A 21640-nucleotide genomic window follows, 5' to 3' on the forward strand; every position below is an offset into this window, starting at 1 on the left:
CCTCTTACTACAATAATTCTCCCCTGCAAATAAATCCTGCTTCCCCAATCATATATACATCTCCACTATTAAGCTGAACTTCTAAATTTCCTCCCAAGGTTTTTACCTTAACTTTATCTAAACACATTCCAAGTTTATTTAAAGCAACTACAGATGCACAGCAACCTGTTCCACATGCTAAAGTAGCACCAGCTCCTCTTTCCCAAGTTTGAACTTCTATATTATTTTCATCGATTATATTTACAAAATTAACATTTGTTTTTTCTATAAACAACTCATAGTTTTCTATTATTTTACCATCTTTAATTGAATATTCCTTGTTATCATTAATTAATATAGTGTGTGGTACACCCATTAATAAACTAGTTATTTTATAAGATTTATTATTGATTATTATTTCCTTGTTAATTAGTTCATCTTTATCTTTTAATAATATATCTTCACCTTTAAAACTAGCTTTTCCCATATTAACTTTAACTAAAATAACTTTATTATTATCTATATATAGATTAACTGACTTTACTCCATCCCCTGTTTCAATATAGAGCTTATCTTTCTTAATCATCTTGATTTCATATAAATATTTTGCAAAACATCTTATAGCATTTCCACACATATTTGCTCTTGAACCATCACTATTAATGATTACCATCTTAGCATCAGCAACACTAGATTTTCTAATTATAACTAATCCATCTGCACCAACACCAAATTTTCTATTACAAACCTCTTTTGCAAGTTCTACTTCCCTATCAATTAATAACTCTTCAGTATCCTCTATTAAAATAAAATCATTACCTAGGCCTTGCATTTTTATAAAATTCATAAAATCCCTCCTTTTAGCTTTTATTCCATTGATAAGACTCACTATTAAATGTTATACTATCCTTATGTTATTACCAAAGAAAGGATGATACTTATGGCTTTGGATGGTATCTACTTATATAGTTTATTACATGATTTTAAAAAATCAATATTAAATTGTAAAATAGATAAAATTAATCAACCAGAAAAAGATGAAGTAATTTTAACACTAAGAAAGGATAGAGAAAATATTAAGTTATTAATCTCTGCTTCTTCTAAATTTCCTAGAATTCATTTAACTAATGTAAGCAAACCAAACCCCCTTCAAGCACCAATGTTTACTATGGTAATGAGAAAGTATTTAATTGGAGGAAGAATTACTCATATAACTCAATTAAATGGAGATAGAATAATTCAATTACATATTGAATCTACTGATGAATTAGGGTTTGATAGTAAATATATATTAATAGTTGAAATAATGGGAAGACATAGCAATATTACCTTGGTTAGAGAAAGAGATAATAAAATTATGGAATGCATTAAGCATATTTCTTCAGATGTAAATACCTATAGAGTTTTATATCCTGGAATAAGCTATGTATATCCTCCTAGTTCTCCAAAATTAGATCCATTTAATTTTTCTTTTGATGATTATAATTTATATTTAGAAAATAATAATATAGCTATAGATGAACTTTTCTTCACAAATACTTTTACAGGTATAGGAAAACCATTATCTAGAAGCTTATATATAAATTTCCTACAAGATAATGATAACATAAATAGTGATAATATTTTTAATTTCTTCAAAATATTTATGAAAAATATTGAAAATGAATTCTCATTTAATATATATAAGGAAAATGATATTTTTAAAGACTTTTATTGTATAAACCTATCTTTATATGAAAATAAGTTTTCTAAAATAAATTTTGATAATCCAAATCTTTTATTAGATGAATTTTTTGCTATAAAAGATAAACAAGATAGATTGCTTAGTAGAAGTATGGATTTGCAAAAATTAGTCACTACAAATATAGATAGATGTAATAATAAAGCAAAGAAATTAAAAAACATTTTGAAGGAATGTGATGAAAAACAAAAATATAAGATTTTTGGTGATTTATTAACTTCTTACATTTATTTGATTAATAAAGGTGATAAAGAAATTAAAGTACTAAACTTTTATAATTCAGATGAAGAAGAATACGTAACTATAAAATTAGATGAAAATAAATCTCCTTCAGAGAATATACAAAGTTATTACAAAAAATATAATAAATTAAAAAAATCAGAAGAATCAGCTATTGAGCAATTGGAGAAAAATAAAGAAGAGCTTGAATATTTAAATTCAGTATTTACCAATATAATAAATTGTGAAAATTATGTTGAAATTAATGATATCAAAAAAGAATTAACTGAAACTGGATATTTAAAATTTAAAGGAAATCACAAAAATAATAAGAAAGATAAAGCTTCTAAGCCTATACATTTTATTTCTTCTGATGGAATTGATATTTATATTGGAAAAAATAATATTCAAAATGATTATTTAACTTTAAAATTTGCAAATAAAAATCATTTATGGCTTCATACAAAAAATATACCTGGTTCACATGTTATTTTATGTAGTGATAATCCTAGTGATACATCTATAGAAGAAGCAGCTATACTTGCAGCTTATTATAGTAAAGCTAAAAATTCTACAAAGGTACCAGTAGATTATACTATTGTTAAAAATATTAAAAAACCTAATGGTGCAAAGCCTGGAATGGTTATATATCATACGAATTATACAATTTATACTGAACCAAGTGGTTACAATGACTTTAAATTTGAAAATAATCAAATAATCAAATAAAAAAATCCTTCAAATATTAGAATCATTCTGATATTTGAAGGAATATTTTTTATCTATAATTTTATATATGATTTATAAGCATATCTCCATCATTCTTTATTAGTTCATTATCAAAGTATTGATAATAATAACATTTTAATTTTCCATTATAAAGCTTTCTATTCTTACTTGATTTCATTCCAAAAGGAACTTCAAATTTTTCATAAGAAGTTAATATATTATAATCCCAATTTAAAAATCTTCTCTTATATTTACCAAATATATTATAAAGCTCTTCAACTTCCTTCTTTTCTCCTAATCTTTCTCCGTATGGAGGATTTGATATTATAAATCCATACTTGTCACTATTAGAAAAATCTTTAAAATCTCTTCTATGGAATTCAATATACTTAGAAACTCCTGCTTTTTCAGCATTACTTCTAGCAACTTTTAATATTCTTCCATCTATATCATGACCTAAAAGCTTTATATCTTTATTCTTTATAGCTCTTTCTGCACCTTCTCTTACTTGTTCAAATATATCTTCATCCATTGTTGGCCAAGTTTCACAAGTAAATGCTCTGCATAAACCTGGTGCTATATTTTGCATAATCATTGCTGCTTCTATTAATATAGTTCCTGAACCACAAAATGGATCTACTAAAGTAAAATCTTCTTTCCATCTAGAAATTAATACCATAGCTGCCGCTAAAGTTTCTTTTAAAGGTGCTGCTCCAGCTTCTTCTCTATATCCTCTTTTATGTAATCCAGGACCTGATGTATCTATAGTTAATGTTACAACATCTTTTAATATAGATACTTCTATTTTATATAATGGTCCATCTTCTGAAAATTGAGTTATTCCATAAGAATTTGTCATACTATCAACTATAGCTTTTTTTACTATAGACTGACAATCTGGAACACTATGTAAAGTCGATTTAACAGACTTTCCATTTACGTGCATAATACCATTAATAGGAATCAAATCGCTCCATTTAACATTCTTTGTCCCTTGAAATAATTCTTCAAAACTTCTCGCTTCAAATTCTGCCATTTTTATTAATATTCTATCTGCAGTTCTTAAGTGAATATTAGCAATTGCTATATCCATCTCATCCCCTTGAAAATGTACCTTACCATTTTCCGTTTTTAAATTCTCATATCCTAAAGCTTTTAATTCCTTTGCAGTTATACCTTCTAATCCAAAGGTAGTTGTAGCAATTAAATCATATTCCATACTTTTCTCCTTTTTATCCTTCGTATATTTTAACAGAATCAAAACCGTCAATTTCTTCTATTTCTACTGCTATAATCTCACTTTTAGAAGTAGGAATATTCTTACCAACGTAATCTGCTCTTATAGGTAATTCTTTATGTCCTCTATCAATTAATACAGCTAATTGAATTTGTGCTGGTCTTCCAGAATCAACTACAGCATCAATTGCTGCTCTTACAGTTCTACAAGTGTATAAAACATCATCTACTAATATAACTTTTTTACCAATAATATCTACACCTAAATTGGAATTATTAACTCTAGGAGTATCCTTAATTTCCGTTATATCATCTCTATATAAAGTTATATCTACTGATCCAACAGGTACATTAATACCTTCAATATTTTCTATATTCTTAGCAATTCTTTCAGCTAATGGATATCCCCTTCTTTTAATTCCTACTAAAACTATATCTTCAACACCTTTATTTCTCTCAATTATCTCATGAGATATTCTAATTAGAGTTCTTTTAATTGCTTTATCATCTAATAAATTTGCTTTTAATTTCATTTTATCACCTCTATTTTCTTAATATTTCTAGTAAATCTAAATAATACTTTGGTAATTCAGAATCAAATTCCATATATTCCTTAGATGTAGGATGTATAAATCCTAAAGTTTTTGCATGTAAAACTTGCCCATTTAGTTTAAACTTTTGCTTCTTACTTCCATATAAAGGATCACCAACTAATGGATGACCAATTGAAGCCATATGAACTCTTATTTGATGAGTTCTACCTGTTTCTAATATACATTTAATTAAAGATGTATTATTATTATACTGCTCTAATACCTTATAATGTGTTACAGCTCTTTTCCCATCTTCAACTATAGCCATCTTTAATCTATCCTTCTTGTTTCTTCCTAATGGTTTATCTATAGTTCCTTCTAACTTACTAAATTTTCCTTCAACCAAAGCATAATATTCTCTTTTTATACTATGTTCCTTAAATTGCTCTGCTAAGACATTATGTGCTTCATCATTTTTAGCAATTACTAATATTCCAGAAGTATCTTTGTCTATTCTATGAACAATTCCAGGTCTAATGACTCCATTTATCCCAGATAAATCATTACAATGATATAATAATCCATTTACTAAAGTTCCTGAATAATTTCCAGGTGCTGGATGAACAACTACACCTTGTGGTTTATTTAATACTATTATGTCTTTATCTTCATAAATAATATTTAAGTCTAATTTCTCTGGCTTTACATCTAGTTCTACTGGCTCTGGCATAACTACTTCTACTATATCTTTATCTTTTAATTTGTAATTACTTTTTATTTTCTTTTCATTTACAATAACTGAATCTGAATCTATTAATCCTTGTATAAAAGATCTAGATTTTCCTTCAATATTAGCTGATAAGTATTTATCTATTCTTACTCCTATATCATTTTCATTTGTTATTTTAAAAAATAATTTATCCATTAATTAATCTCCAAATTTTTTAATTCTTAACACATTATAATATATCAAAACTTTACACTCAATAGATAAGCTTCATTAAAGCAAAAAAAAATCCGTTTTAAACGGATTTTTATTCTGTTTGTGCAAAAAAGCTTTTTATTTCATCCATATCCTCAGTATACATCTCTTCAGCTTCTTCTATGTTTTTATGAGATAAATTTATACTTTCTTCCTTTTCTAACTTTTCTACAGGTTCAGAAACATTATAATTTTTAGTTAGATCCTTTTCTAATTCATCAAAAGTTTCAGTTTGTGCATTCATAAAGTTTCTGAATTTTGCTCTAAACTTTATAAATTCTTGTTTTACTTTTTCATATTCATCATTAATTGATACTACATCATTATGAGCCTTATCTATTATTCTCTTAGCTGCTTCATTAGCATTTTTTAGAATCATGTCAGATTCCTTTTGAGATGTTGCTCTTGCTTGTTCTGCAGCATTTTGTGCTAATAATAAAGTATTTTGTATAGTATTTTCTATTTTTACATAGTGTTCTAATTTTTCATTTACTCTTGATAAATTTTCTTTAAGTCTTGAATTTTCCTTATAAAGCTCTTCATAATTTTCTATGATTTCATTTATAAATTCATCAACTTCATCACTATCATAACCTCTAAATCCCTTTTTAAATTCCTTATTGCTTATATCCATTGGAGTAAGCTTCATAAAATCACCTCTACTATTATATATATTTTTTTATTATAATTCTTTGTTTTCCACTTCTTGTTTCACCAATTATATCTCCAATTATATACTTTCCATTCCCTCTTATAGTTAGCCTGGTTCCCTTTGCAAGCTCCTGACTCTTATCTTTTGATTTAACATAATTAACTAAAACCTTACTATTATCTAATAATTCTATGGCTTTAGATCTAGACACATTTGTAAGTTTTGCTATAACACTATCTAAACGTAGTGATTGCACATTAATTGAAATCTCCTCAAAATCTATAGATGGCAAATCTTCTAAATTATATAGAAGATTAATTTCTACAGGTGATTTTCCAATAGAAGATAAATTATTCAAAATATAATTACTTATATCCTCCATTACAGGAACATAAGCTTTGTCTTCCTTTACAACTACATCTCCAATTTTATTTCTATCTATTCCTAAAGATAGTATTGCACCTAAATAATCCTTATGTTTTAACTTAGAAAAATTAGACTTATTTTTGATTTCTAACACTTCCATAGGATATTTAATATCATATATGTTATTAAATGCTATTATTCTTCTTTCTGCTTCTTCAAAAATTCCATTAGTAGCTATTTTAAAATTGCTACTTTCGCAATTATTTTGAAAGAAACTCCAAATGTTAGGTGAACAAAAACTATTTGAGAAAATAGTTATATCTTTCTCAACAGCTAATTTATAATTTTCATATATCTTTATAGCTTCATTTACATCATCTTCAGTGAAATTCTTAAGAATATATTCTTTATTAACCATTAAATAACATCCTTATATAGGATAATAACATAATTGCAAATAAAGGCGAAAAATCAATAATATTATTCTTAAAAATCTTACTTTGTATAGTTTTAAAAGGTTTTAAAACTGGATAATTAAATGATGTAATTATATTATAAATAACACTTTCTTTAATAGTTGGAAATAAAGATAGTATTACTTCTGACAGAATAGTTACTTCTAAAACTATTGTTAATAATCTTATTATTAAAAAAACTAGATTTATATAAATCTCCTCCTATTTGTTCCAGTTGAATAATGCCTTAGAACTTAATTCATTTTTAAGCTCATTTGTTACCTCAACATTTGATGGTGATAATAAATAAACCCTTTGCTCTATTTCTTGTAAAGTTGCTCCTAAAACATAGCAAGATCCACTTATAAAGTCTACTAATCTTTGTGCTATTTTAGTTTCTAATGTTGTTGCGTTTACTAAAACAATTTTTCTAGCTTTAATAGCATCTGCAATTTCTCTAGCATCATCATAATTAGTTGGTTTAGTTACCATAACTTTTGCTGTAGATGCCGTATGAATATTAACTACTTTGTTTCCTTTTTGTTTTGAAATAATAGGTTCAATTTCTTCTTCTAATTCTTCTTCTACTTCAGTTTCTTCTAAATCATCGAACTCATCTTCATAATCTCCAAAACCCATTATTTCTTTAAACTTTCCAAACATATTAGACATTTGACAATCCTCCTACTATATTTCTTTTTCCAAAAATTCCTTCTCCAATTCTCACCAAATTAGAGCCTTCCTCTATAGCTACTTCATAATCATGTGTCATACCCATTGATAAAATTTCCATACAGATATTTTTATATGTATTTTCACTTAAATTATCGTAAATAGTTTTCATTTCTTTAAAATAAAATCTATTTTCTTCTGTATTACCTTTAGGTATAATAGCCATTATTCCTTTAATTTTAACATGATTACATTTTTCAATTTCACTAATAACATTATTCAAATCTTCCTTAAAAAATCCTCCTTTGCTTTCCTCTTTTCCAATATTAATTTGAATTAAAAGATTAGCTATAGAATTTTTTTTAGAAAATTCATCTTCTATTTTTTTTAATAGCTTTATACTTGATAAGGAATGAATTAAATAAACCTTATCAACTAAATATTTCACTTTATTTGTTTGCAAATTACCTATAAAATGCCACCTTATATCATTAGGTAAAACTTCTTCTTTATCAATAAGTTCTTGGACTTTATTTTCTCCAAAATCCCTTTGGCCTAACTCATAAGCTAATTTTATATCTTCTATAGGTTTTGTTTTAGATACAGCTACAAGTGTAATATTATCTGGTATATTTCTTTTTATTCTATTTAAATTTTCTTCAATACTCACTGTACTTCCTCCTAAAGAAGTTATTTACATATTTAAATAATTCTTCAAAAAAACTTAAAATCCTTCAAATTTTATTATTTTTAGAAAATTTATTTTGATTCATACCTTTCCATGTACTTTACTTCTGTATTTTGTTTCGTTGCAGGTATGATTATTTCATCTTTTTCTTCTATTTCTACTTTAATTTTTCTTAGTAATAACTCTTGAATAATACTTCCTTCTGCAAGTAATGCTGCCTTAATTTCTTCTGGATTTCCTATTACATAAACATAAAAGGGAGCAAAAATACTAGACTCATCTTCAAAGCCAATAAATGCCCAATAACAACTAACAGATGTATTTGGTAATATTCTATGATTGTTCATTGAAATTGCTTGTGCTCCTGCACCCCTTAGCTCATTTAATACATGTGCCATATCATCTTCATGGAGCATTTTTCTTAATACTTCATATTCGGGATCTAACAATTTATTAATATCCCCATCTTGTAATTTAATTATTAATCCTGGACCTTTTATTGTAGAAACTCCACTTAAGGCTCCATAATCAACTAACTGTCTTTTCATATCTTCAATTAGTTTCTTACTTTTTTCAGGATCGTTATCATCATATTTACTAATTTGATATCTATAATCAATATTTTCACTTCTAAGATTATCTATTTCTTTATAAAGCTGATTTCTTTCCTCAACTGCTTTTTTATAGTCTATAGCATTTAATGAGGACATACCTTTTGTAACTTCGCTTAAATCTATACTATTTATTATTAAAAATCCAGTAAAAATTGATGCTACTAAAATAAAACCTTTTGCCTTATTAAAATTCATTTATTCACCATTTTTACGAGTCTTTAACCTTTCAATTAACAATCTTCTTATAACAGCGAAATTATCAAAAATTCTCCCACCAAAAACTATTACAGCAGCTATATACATTGGTATTCCAAGCTTATCACCTAAATAAGCAAGACCAGCAGCTAAAATAGCATTACCAAAAAAGCCTGAAATAAAAATATCAGCCTTAAAATTTTTTGATAAAGAAGCTCTTACAGCTCCAAATACTGAATCTAAACAAGCAAGTATTGCTACAGAAATATATGAAGAGAAGGTTTCTGGTATATTTACGTGCAGTATTAATCCTAAAAGCACACCTATTAAAAGTCCTATAAATGCTATCATATTAATCCCCTTTCTCCTACTCTACCGGTTTAATATACTCATTCTTTAAAGATTGAGTTGTTTTATTTATTACAATTTCATCACTTTCTTTAACATCACAATAATAATTTTGTAATGCACCATAATCTAAAACCCCTTGAAAGTTTGCAGCTACACTAAGAGCTTGCTTATCTCCAATAACCTTAATTGTTATTTTTTCTTTTGGATCTATTTTAGCTGTACCAACCCAAATCCAATTACCAGAATTTTTAATACCAGTTTGAGGTGTTAGTCTATAATCATTTACTGATAAAGCTTCAGCTTTTATATATCTAAGAGAGTTAACTACATGAACAATTTCATCTTCAGTAATAACACTTCTAGAACTATCACTACTAGATCCAAATATATTAGACTTTGGTGTTATTGTTATTATAATCCCTGGTCCTTTAACATCTACTAAGCCTAAGTTCATTCTAGCATTATCTAATTGTTTTTTTATTTCCGCTTCAACAGTACCTTCTTGAGAAACTTTTTCTTCTAGTTGCTTTAATTCATCAGATAAAGAAGTATTAACTTCTGTTAGTTCTTCCTTTTCTTTTTTTAACACTTCTATTTCAGATAAAATATCTAAATTTTTATTAGACATATTTGCTTTATTTTTTTCATTTAACATTTTAAATTGATGTGCTAATAAGAAGCCTAAAAATGCACAAACTATAGCTAGTAATATTTGTGATGTAACTTTCTTCATATAACTTCTCCTTTTCTATTAACTTTGCTTAATTACAGGCCTTCCCTCCAAACTCAAATCTATATACCCCTTTGTAATAGTTCCCTGCTCTATAAGGTTCAAAGCTATATTTACCTTATCTATTAAGCCCAAACTATCCCCTAATATTATTTCTACATTTCCTATATAACAAATAATATTATTTAAATCTAATATATTTATTTCTGAGATTTTAAACTCTTCAGGTATAACTTCAATCATTTTATAAAAAGTATCTAAAACTTTAGGTAATTCATTACCATCTACTATTTTACTTCCTACTGTTTTATCTGATACGTCCACACCAGATAACTTAGTTAATTTTCTGTCACCTAAATCGTCTAATTCTTCTACAATTATACCTTCATTATTTATAGCTTTTATTTTATTATTGCTAATAAGATAAAATGCTATTTTATTTTCAACCACATTAATATTAATAGTGCTAATACCTTTTTTCTTTATAATAACATCTTGAACATATGGATTAGCTTTTAATTCTTTTTCAATCTTGTTATAATCTAATGTAAAAATGTTTTGCCCAAGATTATATTTTAATTTTTCCTGTAAACTTTCATTAGATATTGTAACTAATCCAGTAATATTAATTTTTTTCAAATTAAATATTGGTGCCTTGTATATAAAAATAATAATTCCAATTATAAAAACAAATAATCCAAGTACTATCCTTTTTATAAGTTTTTTCCTTCTTTTCTTTATTACAAATTTATTCACATTAGTATTCATAGTTCTCCTACTTTTACATAATAATATATAATTTAATAATATCACTTTTTGGTTATTTTTTCATCACAAAATTTTACTTAACTCAAAAATTTATAATAATTTAATATTTTTAATGCTATTTTAGTGTAAATATAAAAAAGAGTTGATTTTTTATATTTAAAAATCAACTCTTTTTTATACTTATATATTTTTACCTTGAATCTGCCTTGATATGTTTAAAAGAATTCCCATAGCAGTCATATTAATTACTAGTGATGTACCACCATAACTTATAAAAGGCATTGGTACTCCAGTTACTGGCATAGATCCAGTTACAACTGCAATATTTATTATAGCTTGAACTGCAATTATAGATGTTATACCTATAGCTAATAAAGTTCCATAGGAATCCTTAGCCTTCATTGCTACTTTTATTCCTCTCCATACAAAGAAAATAAATAGTAGTATAATGAATAAACACCCAATTAAGCCAAGCTCTTCACCAATTATAGAAAAAATAAAGTCATTATGAGGTTCTGGCATATATAATGTTTTTTGTCTAGACTGTCCAAGACCAAGTCCCGTTACTCCGCCTGCACCTAAAGCATAAAATGACTGTATCAATTGATATCCATCTCCAGCTGGGTCCTGCCATGGATTTAAAAAATTTAACATTCTAGCTCTTCTATAGTCTTCACCAAATATAAAAAACATTACTGCAACTAATAAAACAGGAGCAACTTTACCAAATAAATCTTGTATTCTGCCTCCTGCAACAAAAAGCAAAATAAATGTAACTATCATAATAATTGCCGCAATACTTAGGTTCTTCTCAGCTAAAATCATAACTGCAAAAAATCCAGATACCCCTAGATATGGCACTATTCCAGTCCAGAACTTTTTAATTCCATCACCTTTTACATCTAAACTCATGGCTAGAAAAATTACAACTGCATATTTGGTTAATTCAGATGGTTGAAATGATAATGGACCTAATTGTATCCACCTTTTAGCACCATTTACTGCTGGAAAGAAAAATACTGCAATTAATAAAGGAACAGTAGTAATAAGTATATGCGGGGTAATTTTACGCAATTTATGATAATCAAAATTTGACATAACTCCCATGGCTATCAATCCAGTTATAGCCCAAATTAATTGTTTTTTTAAATATACCATGCTATCTCCATCTTTAAACATAGCATAGTATGAACTAGCAGAGTAAATCATAATTACTCCAATGGAAAGCAAAAGAATAACGGCATAAAATATACCATAGTCTATTTCCCCTATTTTAGCCTTTTGTTTTGTTGCTCTCATATAACCTCCTCCAATCAATGATTAAAGGGCCATAAATCCTATAAAGCATAACACTACTGTAATAACTGCAAAAACTGTTACTATTTTAGTTTCGCTCCATCCTATTTGTTCAAAATGATGATGAATTGGTGCCATTTTAAATAACCTTTTACCTCTTAATTTATATGATGAAACTTGTAATATAACTGAAATTGTTTCAAAAACATAAATTCCACCAACTATAAATAATATAAGTGGTAACTCCAATATTAATGCAATAGTGGCAATGGCTCCACCTATTGCTAATGAACCTGTATCTCCCATAAATACCTTAGCTGGATAAGCATTAAACTTTAAGAATCCAAGTAACCCACCTGCTAGTATTATAGAAAATATAGCTAAAGATTCGTGTCCCATAGTAAAAGATACGACTCCAAAAAAGGTTAAAACCAATATACTTACAGTAGATGCTAATCCGTCTAATCCATCAGTTAAGTTAACTGCATTAGTAGCACCTGCATAATACACTATTACAAATGGTATATATAGAACTCCTAATGGTAGTATTGTATTTATGAATGGAAATCTTAAACCAGTTCCTAAATTTACATAACCATAAACTGCAATTGCAGTAGAAAAAATTATTAATAACAACATTTTTTGCCAAGCTTTTAAGCCTTCATTTTCTTTTTTCAATATCTTTAATAAATCATCTAAAAATCCAATAAATCCAAAAGCTATTAGTGAATAAAGTGCAATCATAGATTCATCTGTAGGACTAAATCTCATAACCAACATAACTATTACTGTAGAAATAATAAATATTAAACCACCAATAGTTGGAGTTCCAGCTTTTTTAAGATGGCTTTGAGGCCCTTCTTTTCTAATATTTTGACCAAATTTTAATTTTGTTAGCATAGGTATTATTATTGGTCCTAATATAATTGTTATTATAAAAGATAATACTAAACCTATAGCTATCTTTGATGTTATAATGTCTATTAACTTCTCCCCCATTGTCACTGCCTAAGAAGGCAGTTCACCTCCTTTGTTATATTTGTACTTCTTCTAGAGAACTTACTATTTCTTCAAACTTCATTCCCCTTGATGCTTTTACTAAAATAACATCATTCTTTTCAATGATCTTGTTTAAATTGCTAATAAAGCCTTCTTTATTTTCAAAGGTAATTATATTATCTAAAGTATATCCTTTTTTATAGCAATCTTTATATTCACCAATTGCTATTAATAAATCAACTTTTTCTTTAGCATAATACCCAACATCAATATGTGCATTTATAGATTCATCACCAAGTTCATTCATAGTTCCTAGTATCGCAATTTTTCTTCCATCTTTATATGAATTAAGAACATCAATAGAAGATTTCATTGAGTCAGGACTTGCATTGTAACAATCATTAATTATTGTGAAATTTTCTTTTTTTATTACTTGCAACCTCATTGATGTAGCTTCTAAATTCTTAATCCCTTTTTCCATTTCAGAGAAGGAAACATTTAATTTCATTGCTACAGCTATTGCTAGCATTGAATTTAAAACATTATGCTTGCCTGCCATTGGAATTTCAAAATTAAATTTTTCTTCTTTAACTTTTACTGTAAAGGAAGTTTTATCCTCCTTTAGTATAATATTAAAAGCATAGACATCATATTCATGATTATATCCAATTCTTAAAATTTCAAAACATTTATTTTTAATTTTTAACAAATAATTATCTTCACCATTAATTATTAAAGTATTACTTTCATCAAAGTAATTAAATATTTCAGATTTTGCTTTTAAAATATTATCTTGTGTCTTTAAATTTTCGATATGAGATAATCCTATATTAGTAATAACTGCAATATCTGGTCTTGCACAATTAGCAAGAACATCTATTTCACCTAGATTACTCATTCCCATTTCTAAGACTGCAACATCATAGGAACTATCAAGTTCTAATATCATAAGTGGTAATCCTATTTGATTATTAAAATTCCCTTTAGTTTTAAAAACTTTATACTTATCACTTAAAAATGCAGCAATTAAATCTTTAGTTGATGTTTTACCGCATGATCCTGTAACACCAACAACCTTAAGTCCAAGTTTTTTTCTATAAAAGCTTGCTAAATCTAGTAAAGCTTTTTCTGAGTTTTCTACTTTTATTACAGTTTCTAAACCCTTTAATTCTTCTATATCAAATAGAACTTCATCTACAATCGCTATTGAAGCACCCTTTCGAAAGGCATCCATAACAAACTTATTACCATTAAATCTCTCACCATTAATGGCTAAGTAAATATTATTAGCTTCAATTTTTCTTGTATCTATACAAATTTTATTAAAGTCTTTTTTTCCTTCCACTATTACTTTTCCAGCAGTAGCTTCTAAAACTTCATTTAAAGATAATTCCACTTTTCACACCTCTATTATTTTCTTTTATTTGCTAAAATTTCATCAACTACTTCTCTTTCATCAAAGTGAATTACACCTTCATTAGTGATTTGATAATTTTCATGGCCTTTACCTGCAAGTACTACTACATCACCCTCTTCTGCCATGCTTAATGCAAGCTTTATAGCTTCTGATCTATCTTCTATTGCTATATAGTTTGATTTACTTATACCTGCTATTATTTCTTTTATTATAGCCATAGGATCTTCTTCTCTAGGATTATCAGATGTAATAACAGCTAAATCAGCTAATTCTGTTCCAATCCTACCTAATTCTGCTCTCTTTACTTTATCTCTATCTCCACCACAACCATAAACTGCAATTAATCTATTTTTAGTGTAGTCTTTTAAAGTTTCTAGTATGTTTTTAAGACCATCAGGAGTATGAGCAAAATCAATTATTATTTCGTATGGAATATTATATTTATATCCAATTCTTTCACATCTTCCAGGAACTACCACATCCATAAGACCTTCTTTGATGTATTTTTTATCAATATCTAAGACATTCATTGCCCCTATTGCTCCTAATGCATTATAAACATTATACTCTCCTGGTAAAACTGAATTATAATTATCTCCATTTACATTAAAGTGAATATCTCCTTCCTTTAACATAACTTCAGAAGCTTTAAAATCACTTTCATCTTTAATTGAATATGTTTTTACTTCCTTATTTCCTATACTTTCAATATCTGTTACAATTCTATATCCATAGTCATCATCAATATTTATCACACAATTTTTACTTCTTTCAAATAACTTGAATTTAGCTTTATAATAATTTTCAAAGGATTTATGGAAGTCTAAATGATCTCTAGTTAAGTTTGTAAAAATTCCAACTTCAAATTCACATCCATAAACTCTATCTAGATATAATGAGTGTGATGAAACTTCCATAACGCAATACTCACAGTTATCTTCTACCATATCTTTAAATAATTTTTGAAGTTCTAAAGACTCTGGAGTAGTTCTTTCTGATTTTACCTTTTTATCTCCAATATAATTAGCGATTGTACCAATTAATCCAACTTTCTTTCCTGCTTTTTCAAGCATAGATTTTAGTAAATATACTGTTGTAGTTTTACCATTCGTTCCTGTTACACCAATTAACTTTAATTTTTGGGTTGGATGTCCATAATAATTTGCTGACATAGTTGCTAATGCTTTTCTGCCTTCCTTAACTAGTATAACTGTTATTTCATCATTTTTTATATTTATATCTTTTTCACAGACAATAACCTTTGCACCTGCATCTATAGCTTTAATTGCATAATCATGTCCATCTACTTCAAAGCCTGTAAGACAAACGAATATATCTCCATTTTTTATTTTTCTACTATCATATTGGATGTGGTTTATATCCATATCTTCAGTACCACTTAAGACTTCATAATTTACTCCATTTAATAAATCTAATAACTTCATTTCACCATCTCCTTAATATTCTAAACGAAATCCCAATATCTTTTGTATATAAATTTAGCATGTGAGTTTCCCACATGCTAATGTAAAGGGATATTCTAATTAATCTCCATATTCTTCATTTAATACTAATTTAACCTTAGTTCCCTTAGTAATTATCTCTCCCTTTTGAATACTTTGTTTTGTTATTGTTCCTTCACCATCATAAGAAAAAGTAATTCCAAGATCATCTAAAATTTTCGTTGCTGCCTCTAAGGTACAGCCCCTTAATTCTGGCATAACAACATATTTATTATAAGACTCTATCTCCCCTGTGTCTATATTAATCTTAGAATTTTCTTTAATAGTATACCCTGGATAAGGTTTTACATCTGTAATTATATCCCCATTTCCTTGAATATTATACGCTATATTGTACTCTTTTAATATTTTTTTAGCCTCATCTACTTTGAGTCCTCTAATTTCCGGTATAACTACTTCTTTCACTATACTATCTATATCATCTTTAGGCATATTTTCACTCATATAATTAAAAATATCTGTAAATAATATATTAGCTAGTGGTGCTACAATTTGTCCTGCATAATAAGTTCCAGTTCCAGGTTCATCAATAGAAATAAACACAGTAATTTGCGGATTATCAGCTGGTGCAAAACCTGCTAAAGAGGAAATATATTTTCCTGATTCATATCCTCCACCCTTAGGATTTACTTTTTGGGCAGTACCTGTTTTTGCTCCAATATGATATCCTTCAACGTAAGCTTTACTTGAACCTCCATAAGAAACTGTTCTTTCTAGGTAATCTCTTAATATGGCAGTTTTTTCTTCGGATAAAACATCCACAATATTAGGTTCAAAGTTTTTTTCTACAACCTTTTCGCCATTTTCATTAGTATAAACTATTTCCTTCATTATATGGGGTTGTATTAATTTCCCTCCATTTATAATGCTATTATAAGCTGTCATATATTGAACTGCATTTACTGTATTCGTTTGTCCAAATGAAATAGTTGCTAAATCTGCTTCATTAATATTTTCTGTCTTCTTTATAATCCCCTTAGCTTCTCCTGGCAAGTCTATACCACTTACTTGTCCAAATCCTAATTTTTTAATATATTCATTTAACTTTTCTTTACCTATTCTTTTACCAATCTCCATAAATCCAACGTTACATGAATTTTGCAAAATTTCTGGTAATATTTGAGTCCCATGCCCTGATGTTTTCCAACATTTAATAGTATGAGGTCCTATTTTTAAACTACCATTACAAGTAAAAGTATCAGTTTCCTTAACTAATCCCTCTTCAAGATTTCCTATCATTGTTACTACCTTAAATATAGATCCTGGTTCAAATGTATCATTTACCAAATGATTTCTCCACATTTTTTGAACTTTTTCTGCTATATTTGCTCCCTCATAATTTTCAGTACCTTCATATGGATTATTAGGGTCAAAATCCGGTTTATTAACCATGGCGAGAATTTCTCCATTATTTGGATTCATTATAATAATTGATACTTGCTTGGCTAAATTATCCTTATAGCCTTTTTCTGCAACTTTTTCAGCAAAGGCTTGTAAGTTTGTATCTATTGTTAACACTAAATCCTTGCCATTTACTGGTGCAGTAAATTCTGAAATAGTATAAGGAAGTTCATCGTTGTACTTACTTAATTCTGATATTCTAAGACCTGGTGTTCCTGATAAATAATTATTATATTCTAATTCTATTCCCGTTAGCCCTTTTCCGTCTATATTTGTACTTCCTAACACATGGGCTAGAAAATTCCCATTAGGATAATATCTTTTTGTGTCTGGAGAGACTATAACTCCAGGTATGTTTAAATTTTTCACTTTATCAGCTTGTTCTTTTTCTATTCTTCTAACTAAAATTGCAGCTCCTGCATCAGCTCCACTAGGTAATTTAGTATTTAATTTCTCTAAAACTTTACTTTCATCAATATTAAGAGCTTCTGCTATACTAGGCGCTATATCATTAATTGTAAGATTTTCTTTTCTTAAATGTCCTTTAATTGAATTTAAGTCAAAATCCACTCTATATACATTAGCTGATACTGCAAGCTCTACTCCATTTCTATCTAATATCTTACCTCTACGAGCATCAATTTTAACTTCACTAGTCCATTGTTCTTCTGCCCTTGCAGAATATTCTTCTCTTTTAACTATCATTATGTAAGATAGCCTTATTATCAAAAGAGTAAATAAACATATTAACGTTGTAAGCGCTAATGATATTCTTTTTTTCATTAGCGCTTTATCTCTAAAAATCTTTTTATTCACATCAATGCCTCCATGTAATTAATTAATAACATGTGGAGTATTTTTATACTCTTTATCTGGCAAGTGTACTATTTTATTGCTTATGTTACTCTCTAATATTAGCAAAGAAATCCTTAGTTATATTAACAGTTATAATATCATCCTTTTGTGGAACTTTCATTCCTTCTTTACTTGCAAAGGCTTTAATTTCTCCAAGTGAAGAAAACTTTAATAAATTAACCCTTAAGGCTTCATTTTCTGCTGTAATTGTTTTTGCCTCACTCTTTACATTGCTTAAGTCATTTTGTAATCTATAAACTCTTCCATCTCTAGCAATGGTTAAAACTCCTAATACTAAAGCAATAGATGCAACCTGTAAAATATTCTTTACAACAGCCTTTTTAGCTTCTCTTTGTTTTCTTTGCTGCTCTTTTCTTTGTCTCTCAACTCGTTCTCTTTCTTCTCTTCTTTTCTCTTCTTCAAATCTTCTCTTTGGACTTAGAACTGTATTTCCCCTAATATAATCATATTCCTTATTAACCATTTTATTACACCCCCATATTCCTTAACTTAATTTTTTTCTTATATCCTCTCTATTACCCTTAACTTCGCACTTCTACTTCTTGGATTTTCATCAACTTCTTCTTTTGATGGTTCAATAGCTTTTCTTGATATAATTTTTACTTTTGCTTTTCCTCCACACACACATATTGGAAATTCTTTAGGACATGTACATGCAGTTGCTAACTCTTTAAACTTAAGCTTTACTATTCTATCTTCTAAAGAGTGAAATGTTATTATTGCCATTCTTCCACCTTTATTTAATCTATTTACTCCATCTTCAATAGCTTTATTAAGTATTGATAATTCACTATTTACCTCTATTCTAATAGCTTGGAATGTCCTTTTTGCTGGATGTGGCCCCTCTCTCCTTGCTTTTGCAGGTATAGCTGCTTTAATTATCTCTACTAATTCTAGGGTTGTTTCTATTTTTTTCTTTTCTCTATTTTCTACTATAAATCTAGCTATTCTTTTAGCAAATTTCTCCTCACCATAATCTCTTATTATCCTATAAATTTCTGCTTCTTCATAATCATTTACTACTTCATAAGCAGATAATGAATTTTCTCTATTCATTCTCATATCTAATGGTGCATCTTGCATATAGCTAAATCCTCTATCACCTGTATCTAATTGATAAGAGGAAACACCAAGGTCCATAAGCATTCCATCTATTTTTTCAATTTCTAACTCGTTTAATATGGAATCTATATTATAAAAATTATTATGTACATACTTAACATTTTTATAATTCTGTAGCCTATTACTTGCTGCCTTTAAAGCATCCTTATCTTGGTCTATTCCTATTAAAAGTCCCTCATCTGAAAGATTTTTTAATATCTCTGATGAATGACCTCCTCCACCTAAGGTACCATCTACATATATTCCATTTTCCTTTATATTCAATCCCTCTATACACTCATTTAGAAGTACAGATACATGTTTAAATTCCATAATAATTCTCCTTATATTCCTAAATCACTCATTTTTTCAGCAATAGAATCGAAATCTATATCAGATTCATTATATTCTATCCATTTTTCCTTACTCCAAATTTCAACTCTAGTTAATACACCTATACTTACTATTTCCTTTTCTATACCTGCATATTCTTTTAAGTTTTGAGGAATTAACCCTCTTCCTTGTTTATCTACTTCAATTTCACAAGCACCTGAAAAAAAGAATCTTACAAATGCTCTAGCATCCTTATTAGTAAGTGGTAAAGATTTAAGCTTAATCTCTAAAGCCTTCCATTCTTCCATTGGGTAAACGTAAAGACATCCATCTAGGCCTTTAGTAATCACAAATTTATTACCTAAGCCTTCTCTAAGTTTAGAAGGAACTATCATTCTGTTTTTGGCATCTATTGCATGTTGATATTCTCCAATAAACATTTATAACCCACCTTCTCTAAAATTCTTCACCACTTTCAACCACTTTCAACCACTTTATAATTTTATTTTATATTTTTTTTATAAATACTTCAAGATTTATTTATATTATTGGCATATTTTATTAAAAAAATAAAAAAGGTTGATAAAAATCAACCTTTTAATTTATTTAATCTTATACATTAAATCTAAAATTAACAACATCGCCGTCTTTCATAACATAATCTTTACCTTCTAATCTGTAAAGACCTTTTTCCTTTGCTGCAGCTTCAGATCCACATTCAACTAAATCATTGTAAGATACTATTTCTGCTCTTATAAATCCTCTTTCTATATCAGAGTGAATCTTTCCTGCAGCTTGTGGAGCCTTAGTTCCTTCTTTGATTGTCCATGCTCTTACTTCTTGTACTCCTGCAGTTAAATAACTTATTAATCCTAATAGCTTATAACTAGCTCTTATTAATTTATCTAAACCTGATTCTGTTAAACCATATTCACTTAACATTTCAAGTTTTTCATCTTCTTCTAATCCTGATAATTCTTCTTCAAGCTTTGCACATACTACAACAACCTCAGAATTTTCAGATTCAGCATGAGCCTTTACCTTTTGAACATACTGATTATTTGTATTACCTTCCATCATATCATCTTCTGATATGTTACAAGCATAAAGAACTGGTTTTGAAGTTATTAAGAATAATCCTTTTATTAATTCCTCTTCCTCATCAGTTACTTCTAATGTTCTTATTGGTAAATTCTTTTCTAAATGAGCTTTTACTTTCTCCATTAAAGCATATTCTTCTTTAGCCTTTTTATCTCCTGATCTTACTTGCTTTAAACTTCTTTCCATTCTTCTTTCTAGAACTTCTAAATCAGCAAATATTAATTCTAAATTTATAGTTTCTATATCTCTAATAGGATCAACAGATCCCTCAACATGAACTACATTTCCATCATCAAAACATCTTACAACATGAACAATTGCAGATACTTCTCTTATATGAGATAAAAACTTATTTCCAAGTCCTTCTCCTTTAGATGCTCCCTTAACCAATCCAGCTATATCATAAAACTCAACAGCTGTATAAACTTTTTTCTTAGTATTATACATTTTTTCTAAAACATCTAATCTCTTATCTGGTACGCTTACTACTCCAACATTTGGTTCTATAGTACAAAAAGGATAGTTTGCTGATTCAGCTCCAGCTTTTGTTATTGCATTAAATAAAGTACTTTTACCAACATTAGGTAAACCAACTATTCCTAAATTCATCTATGTACATTCCTTTCATTACTTATTCACATCTTTAAAATTATACTCTACTCTCAATTTTTTTTCAATATATA

General features: G+C 27.8%; 23 protein-coding genes. 1 reads left to right on the forward strand and 22 read right to left on the reverse strand.

Annotated features, from left to right (window positions below):
* Window positions 1-7: 7 nt before the first annotated feature.
* Window positions 8-826, reverse strand: a complete 819-nt coding sequence (gene dapF / locus ACFYH6_RS10305) for a diaminopimelate epimerase (RefSeq protein WP_416178563.1) — start codon at window positions 824-826, stop codon at window positions 8-10.
* A 93-nt stretch (window positions 827-919) separates the two neighbouring features.
* On the opposite strand from dapF, the gene ACFYH6_RS10310 reads away from it, so the two are divergent.
* Window positions 920-2668, forward strand: coding sequence for an Rqc2 family fibronectin-binding protein (locus ACFYH6_RS10310; protein WP_316342442.1), 1749 nt, complete (start codon window positions 920-922; stop codon window positions 2666-2668).
* A 61-nt stretch (window positions 2669-2729) separates the two neighbouring features.
* Here the strand turns inward: ACFYH6_RS10310 and ACFYH6_RS10315 are convergent, their stop codons facing one another.
* From ACFYH6_RS10315 to ychF, 21 genes are all read right to left on the reverse strand, one after another.
* Window positions 2730-3887 (reverse strand): THUMP domain-containing class I SAM-dependent RNA methyltransferase, encoded by a 1158-nt coding sequence (locus ACFYH6_RS10315; RefSeq protein WP_416178564.1) that lies wholly within the window; start codon window positions 3885-3887, stop codon window positions 2730-2732.
* A 13-nt stretch (window positions 3888-3900) separates the two neighbouring features.
* The gene (gene pyrR / locus ACFYH6_RS10320) at window positions 3901-4437 is read right to left on the reverse strand and encodes a bifunctional pyr operon transcriptional regulator/uracil phosphoribosyltransferase PyrR (protein ID WP_316342440.1); all 537 of its coding nucleotides are present in this window, start codon (window positions 4435-4437) and stop codon (window positions 3901-3903) included.
* A 10-nt stretch (window positions 4438-4447) separates the two neighbouring features.
* Window positions 4448-5362 carry an RluA family pseudouridine synthase gene (locus tag ACFYH6_RS10325; RefSeq protein ID WP_316342439.1) on the reverse strand — a complete coding sequence of 305 codons (915 nt, stop codon included), beginning with the start codon at window positions 5360-5362 and terminating at the stop codon, window positions 4448-4450.
* A gap of 109 nt (window positions 5363-5471) precedes the next feature.
* Entirely contained in the window at window positions 5472-6068 is a 597-nt protein-coding gene (locus ACFYH6_RS10330; protein WP_316342438.1) for a DivIVA domain-containing protein, read from the reverse strand.
* A gap of 16 nt (window positions 6069-6084) precedes the next feature.
* Window positions 6085-6855 carry a YlmH/Sll1252 family protein gene (locus ACFYH6_RS10335; RefSeq protein WP_416178565.1) on the reverse strand — a complete coding sequence of 257 codons (771 nt, stop codon included), beginning with the start codon at window positions 6853-6855 and terminating at the stop codon, window positions 6085-6087.
* Window positions 6848-7108, reverse strand: a complete 261-nt coding sequence (locus ACFYH6_RS10340; protein WP_416178625.1) for a YggT family protein — start codon at window positions 7106-7108, stop codon at window positions 6848-6850. Before ACFYH6_RS10340 ends, ACFYH6_RS10335 begins: the two co-directional genes overlap by 8 nt.
* A 6-nt stretch (window positions 7109-7114) precedes the next feature.
* A complete protein-coding gene (locus tag ACFYH6_RS10345; RefSeq protein ID WP_316342436.1) occupies window positions 7115-7564 on the reverse strand; it encodes a cell division protein SepF in 450 nt (149 codons plus the stop codon).
* Window positions 7557-8234 carry a YggS family pyridoxal phosphate-dependent enzyme gene (locus ACFYH6_RS10350; RefSeq protein WP_316342435.1) on the reverse strand — a complete coding sequence of 226 codons (678 nt, stop codon included), beginning with the start codon at window positions 8232-8234 and terminating at the stop codon, window positions 7557-7559. Before ACFYH6_RS10350 ends, ACFYH6_RS10345 begins: the two co-directional genes overlap by 8 nt.
* Before the next feature lie 89 nt (window positions 8235-8323).
* Window positions 8324-9061: a DUF881 domain-containing protein gene (locus tag ACFYH6_RS10355; RefSeq protein ID WP_316342433.1), complete on the reverse strand. Its 738-nt coding sequence runs from the start codon at window positions 9059-9061 to the stop codon at window positions 8324-8326.
* The gene (locus tag ACFYH6_RS10360) at window positions 9062-9412 is read right to left on the reverse strand and encodes a small basic family protein (protein WP_291627037.1); all 351 of its coding nucleotides are present in this window, start codon (window positions 9410-9412) and stop codon (window positions 9062-9064) included.
* A gap of 16 nt (window positions 9413-9428) precedes the next feature.
* Window positions 9429-10145, reverse strand: a complete 717-nt coding sequence (locus ACFYH6_RS10365; RefSeq protein ID WP_316342432.1) for a DUF881 domain-containing protein — start codon at window positions 10143-10145, stop codon at window positions 9429-9431.
* Window positions 10146-10163: 18 nt separating this feature from the next.
* Complete coding sequence (locus ACFYH6_RS10370; protein ID WP_416178566.1) at window positions 10164-10910, reverse strand: cell division protein FtsQ/DivIB; 747 nt, start codon at window positions 10908-10910, stop codon at window positions 10164-10166.
* Between the two features lie 180 nt (window positions 10911-11090).
* Complete coding sequence (spoVE, locus tag ACFYH6_RS10375; protein WP_416178567.1) at window positions 11091-12209, reverse strand: stage V sporulation protein E; 1119 nt, start codon at window positions 12207-12209, stop codon at window positions 11091-11093.
* 21 nt (window positions 12210-12230) lie between these two features.
* On the reverse strand, window positions 12231-13205 hold the full coding sequence (gene mraY / locus ACFYH6_RS10380) for a phospho-N-acetylmuramoyl-pentapeptide-transferase (protein ID WP_416178568.1): 975 nt from the start codon (window positions 13203-13205) through the stop codon (window positions 12231-12233).
* A 34-nt stretch (window positions 13206-13239) separates the two neighbouring features.
* Entirely contained in the window at window positions 13240-14601 is a 1362-nt protein-coding gene (locus tag ACFYH6_RS10385) for a UDP-N-acetylmuramoyl-tripeptide--D-alanyl-D-alanine ligase (RefSeq protein WP_416178569.1), read from the reverse strand.
* A gap of 14 nt (window positions 14602-14615) precedes the next feature.
* On the reverse strand, window positions 14616-16067 hold the full coding sequence (locus tag ACFYH6_RS10390; RefSeq protein WP_316342427.1) for a UDP-N-acetylmuramoyl-L-alanyl-D-glutamate--2,6-diaminopimelate ligase: 1452 nt from the start codon (window positions 16065-16067) through the stop codon (window positions 14616-14618).
* 99 nt (window positions 16068-16166) lie between these two features.
* Window positions 16167-18362 carry a stage V sporulation protein D gene (locus tag ACFYH6_RS10395; protein ID WP_416178570.1) on the reverse strand — a complete coding sequence of 732 codons (2196 nt, stop codon included), beginning with the start codon at window positions 18360-18362 and terminating at the stop codon, window positions 16167-16169.
* An 85-nt stretch (window positions 18363-18447) separates the two neighbouring features.
* Entirely contained in the window at window positions 18448-18885 is a 438-nt protein-coding gene (locus ACFYH6_RS10400; RefSeq protein WP_316342425.1) for a cell division protein FtsL, read from the reverse strand.
* Between the two features lie 38 nt (window positions 18886-18923).
* A complete protein-coding gene (gene rsmH, locus ACFYH6_RS10405; protein ID WP_416178571.1) occupies window positions 18924-19856 on the reverse strand; it encodes a 16S rRNA (cytosine(1402)-N(4))-methyltransferase RsmH in 933 nt (310 codons plus the stop codon).
* A gap of 11 nt (window positions 19857-19867) precedes the next feature.
* The gene (gene mraZ / locus ACFYH6_RS10410) at window positions 19868-20296 is read right to left on the reverse strand and encodes a division/cell wall cluster transcriptional repressor MraZ (RefSeq protein WP_316342422.1); all 429 of its coding nucleotides are present in this window, start codon (window positions 20294-20296) and stop codon (window positions 19868-19870) included.
* 172 nt (window positions 20297-20468) lie between these two features.
* Window positions 20469-21566 (reverse strand): redox-regulated ATPase YchF, encoded by a 1098-nt coding sequence (gene ychF / locus ACFYH6_RS10415; RefSeq protein WP_316342420.1) that lies wholly within the window; start codon window positions 21564-21566, stop codon window positions 20469-20471.
* Between the last annotated feature and the right edge of the window lie 74 nt (window positions 21567-21640).

The sequence above is a fragment of the Clostridium sp. HCS.1 genome (assembly GCF_047900555.1).
Lineage (GTDB): Bacteria > Bacillota > Clostridia > Clostridiales > Clostridiaceae > Clostridium.

Bases quoted from the DNA above. Each gene is read 5' to 3' on its own strand.
- dapF (WP_416178563.1), bottom strand. From the start codon at position 826: ATGAATTTTATAAAAATGCAAGGCCTAGGTAATGATTTTATTTTAATA.
- ACFYH6_RS10310 (WP_316342442.1), top strand. From the start codon at position 920: ATGGCTTTGGATGGTATCTACTTATATAGTTTATTACATGATTTTAAA.
- ACFYH6_RS10315 (WP_416178564.1), bottom strand. From the start codon at position 3,887: ATGGAATATGATTTAATTGCTACAACTACCTTTGGATTAGAAGGTATA.
- pyrR (WP_316342440.1), bottom strand. From the start codon at position 4,437: ATGAAATTAAAAGCAAATTTATTAGATGATAAAGCAATTAAAAGAACT.
- ACFYH6_RS10325 (WP_316342439.1), bottom strand. From the start codon at position 5,362: ATGGATAAATTATTTTTTAAAATAACAAATGAAAATGATATAGGAGTA.
- ACFYH6_RS10330 (WP_316342438.1), bottom strand. From the start codon at position 6,068: ATGAAGCTTACTCCAATGGATATAAGCAATAAGGAATTTAAAAAGGGA.
- ACFYH6_RS10335 (WP_416178565.1), bottom strand. From the start codon at position 6,855: ATGGTTAATAAAGAATATATTCTTAAGAATTTCACTGAAGATGATGTA.
- ACFYH6_RS10345 (WP_316342436.1), bottom strand. From the start codon at position 7,564: ATGTCTAATATGTTTGGAAAGTTTAAAGAAATAATGGGTTTTGGAGAT.
- ACFYH6_RS10355 (WP_316342433.1), bottom strand. From the start codon at position 9,061: ATGAATTTTAATAAGGCAAAAGGTTTTATTTTAGTAGCATCAATTTTT.
- ACFYH6_RS10360 (WP_291627037.1), bottom strand. From the start codon at position 9,412: ATGATAGCATTTATAGGACTTTTAATAGGTGTGCTTTTAGGATTAATA.
- ACFYH6_RS10365 (WP_316342432.1), bottom strand. From the start codon at position 10,145: ATGAAGAAAGTTACATCACAAATATTACTAGCTATAGTTTGTGCATTT.
- ACFYH6_RS10370 (WP_416178566.1), bottom strand. From the start codon at position 10,910: ATGAATACTAATGTGAATAAATTTGTAATAAAGAAAAGAAGGAAAAAA.
- spoVE (WP_416178567.1), bottom strand. From the start codon at position 12,209: ATGAGAGCAACAAAACAAAAGGCTAAAATAGGGGAAATAGACTATGGT.
- mraY (WP_416178568.1), bottom strand. From the start codon at position 13,205: ATGGGGGAGAAGTTAATAGACATTATAACATCAAAGATAGCTATAGGT.
- ACFYH6_RS10390 (WP_316342427.1), bottom strand. From the start codon at position 16,067: ATGAAGTTATTAGATTTATTAAATGGAGTAAATTATGAAGTCTTAAGT.
- ACFYH6_RS10400 (WP_316342425.1), bottom strand. From the start codon at position 18,885: ATGGTTAATAAGGAATATGATTATATTAGGGGAAATACAGTTCTAAGT.
- rsmH (WP_416178571.1), bottom strand. From the start codon at position 19,856: ATGGAATTTAAACATGTATCTGTACTTCTAAATGAGTGTATAGAGGGA.
- mraZ (WP_316342422.1), bottom strand. From the start codon at position 20,296: ATGTTTATTGGAGAATATCAACATGCAATAGATGCCAAAAACAGAATG.
- ychF (WP_316342420.1), bottom strand. From the start codon at position 21,566: ATGAATTTAGGAATAGTTGGTTTACCTAATGTTGGTAAAAGTACTTTA.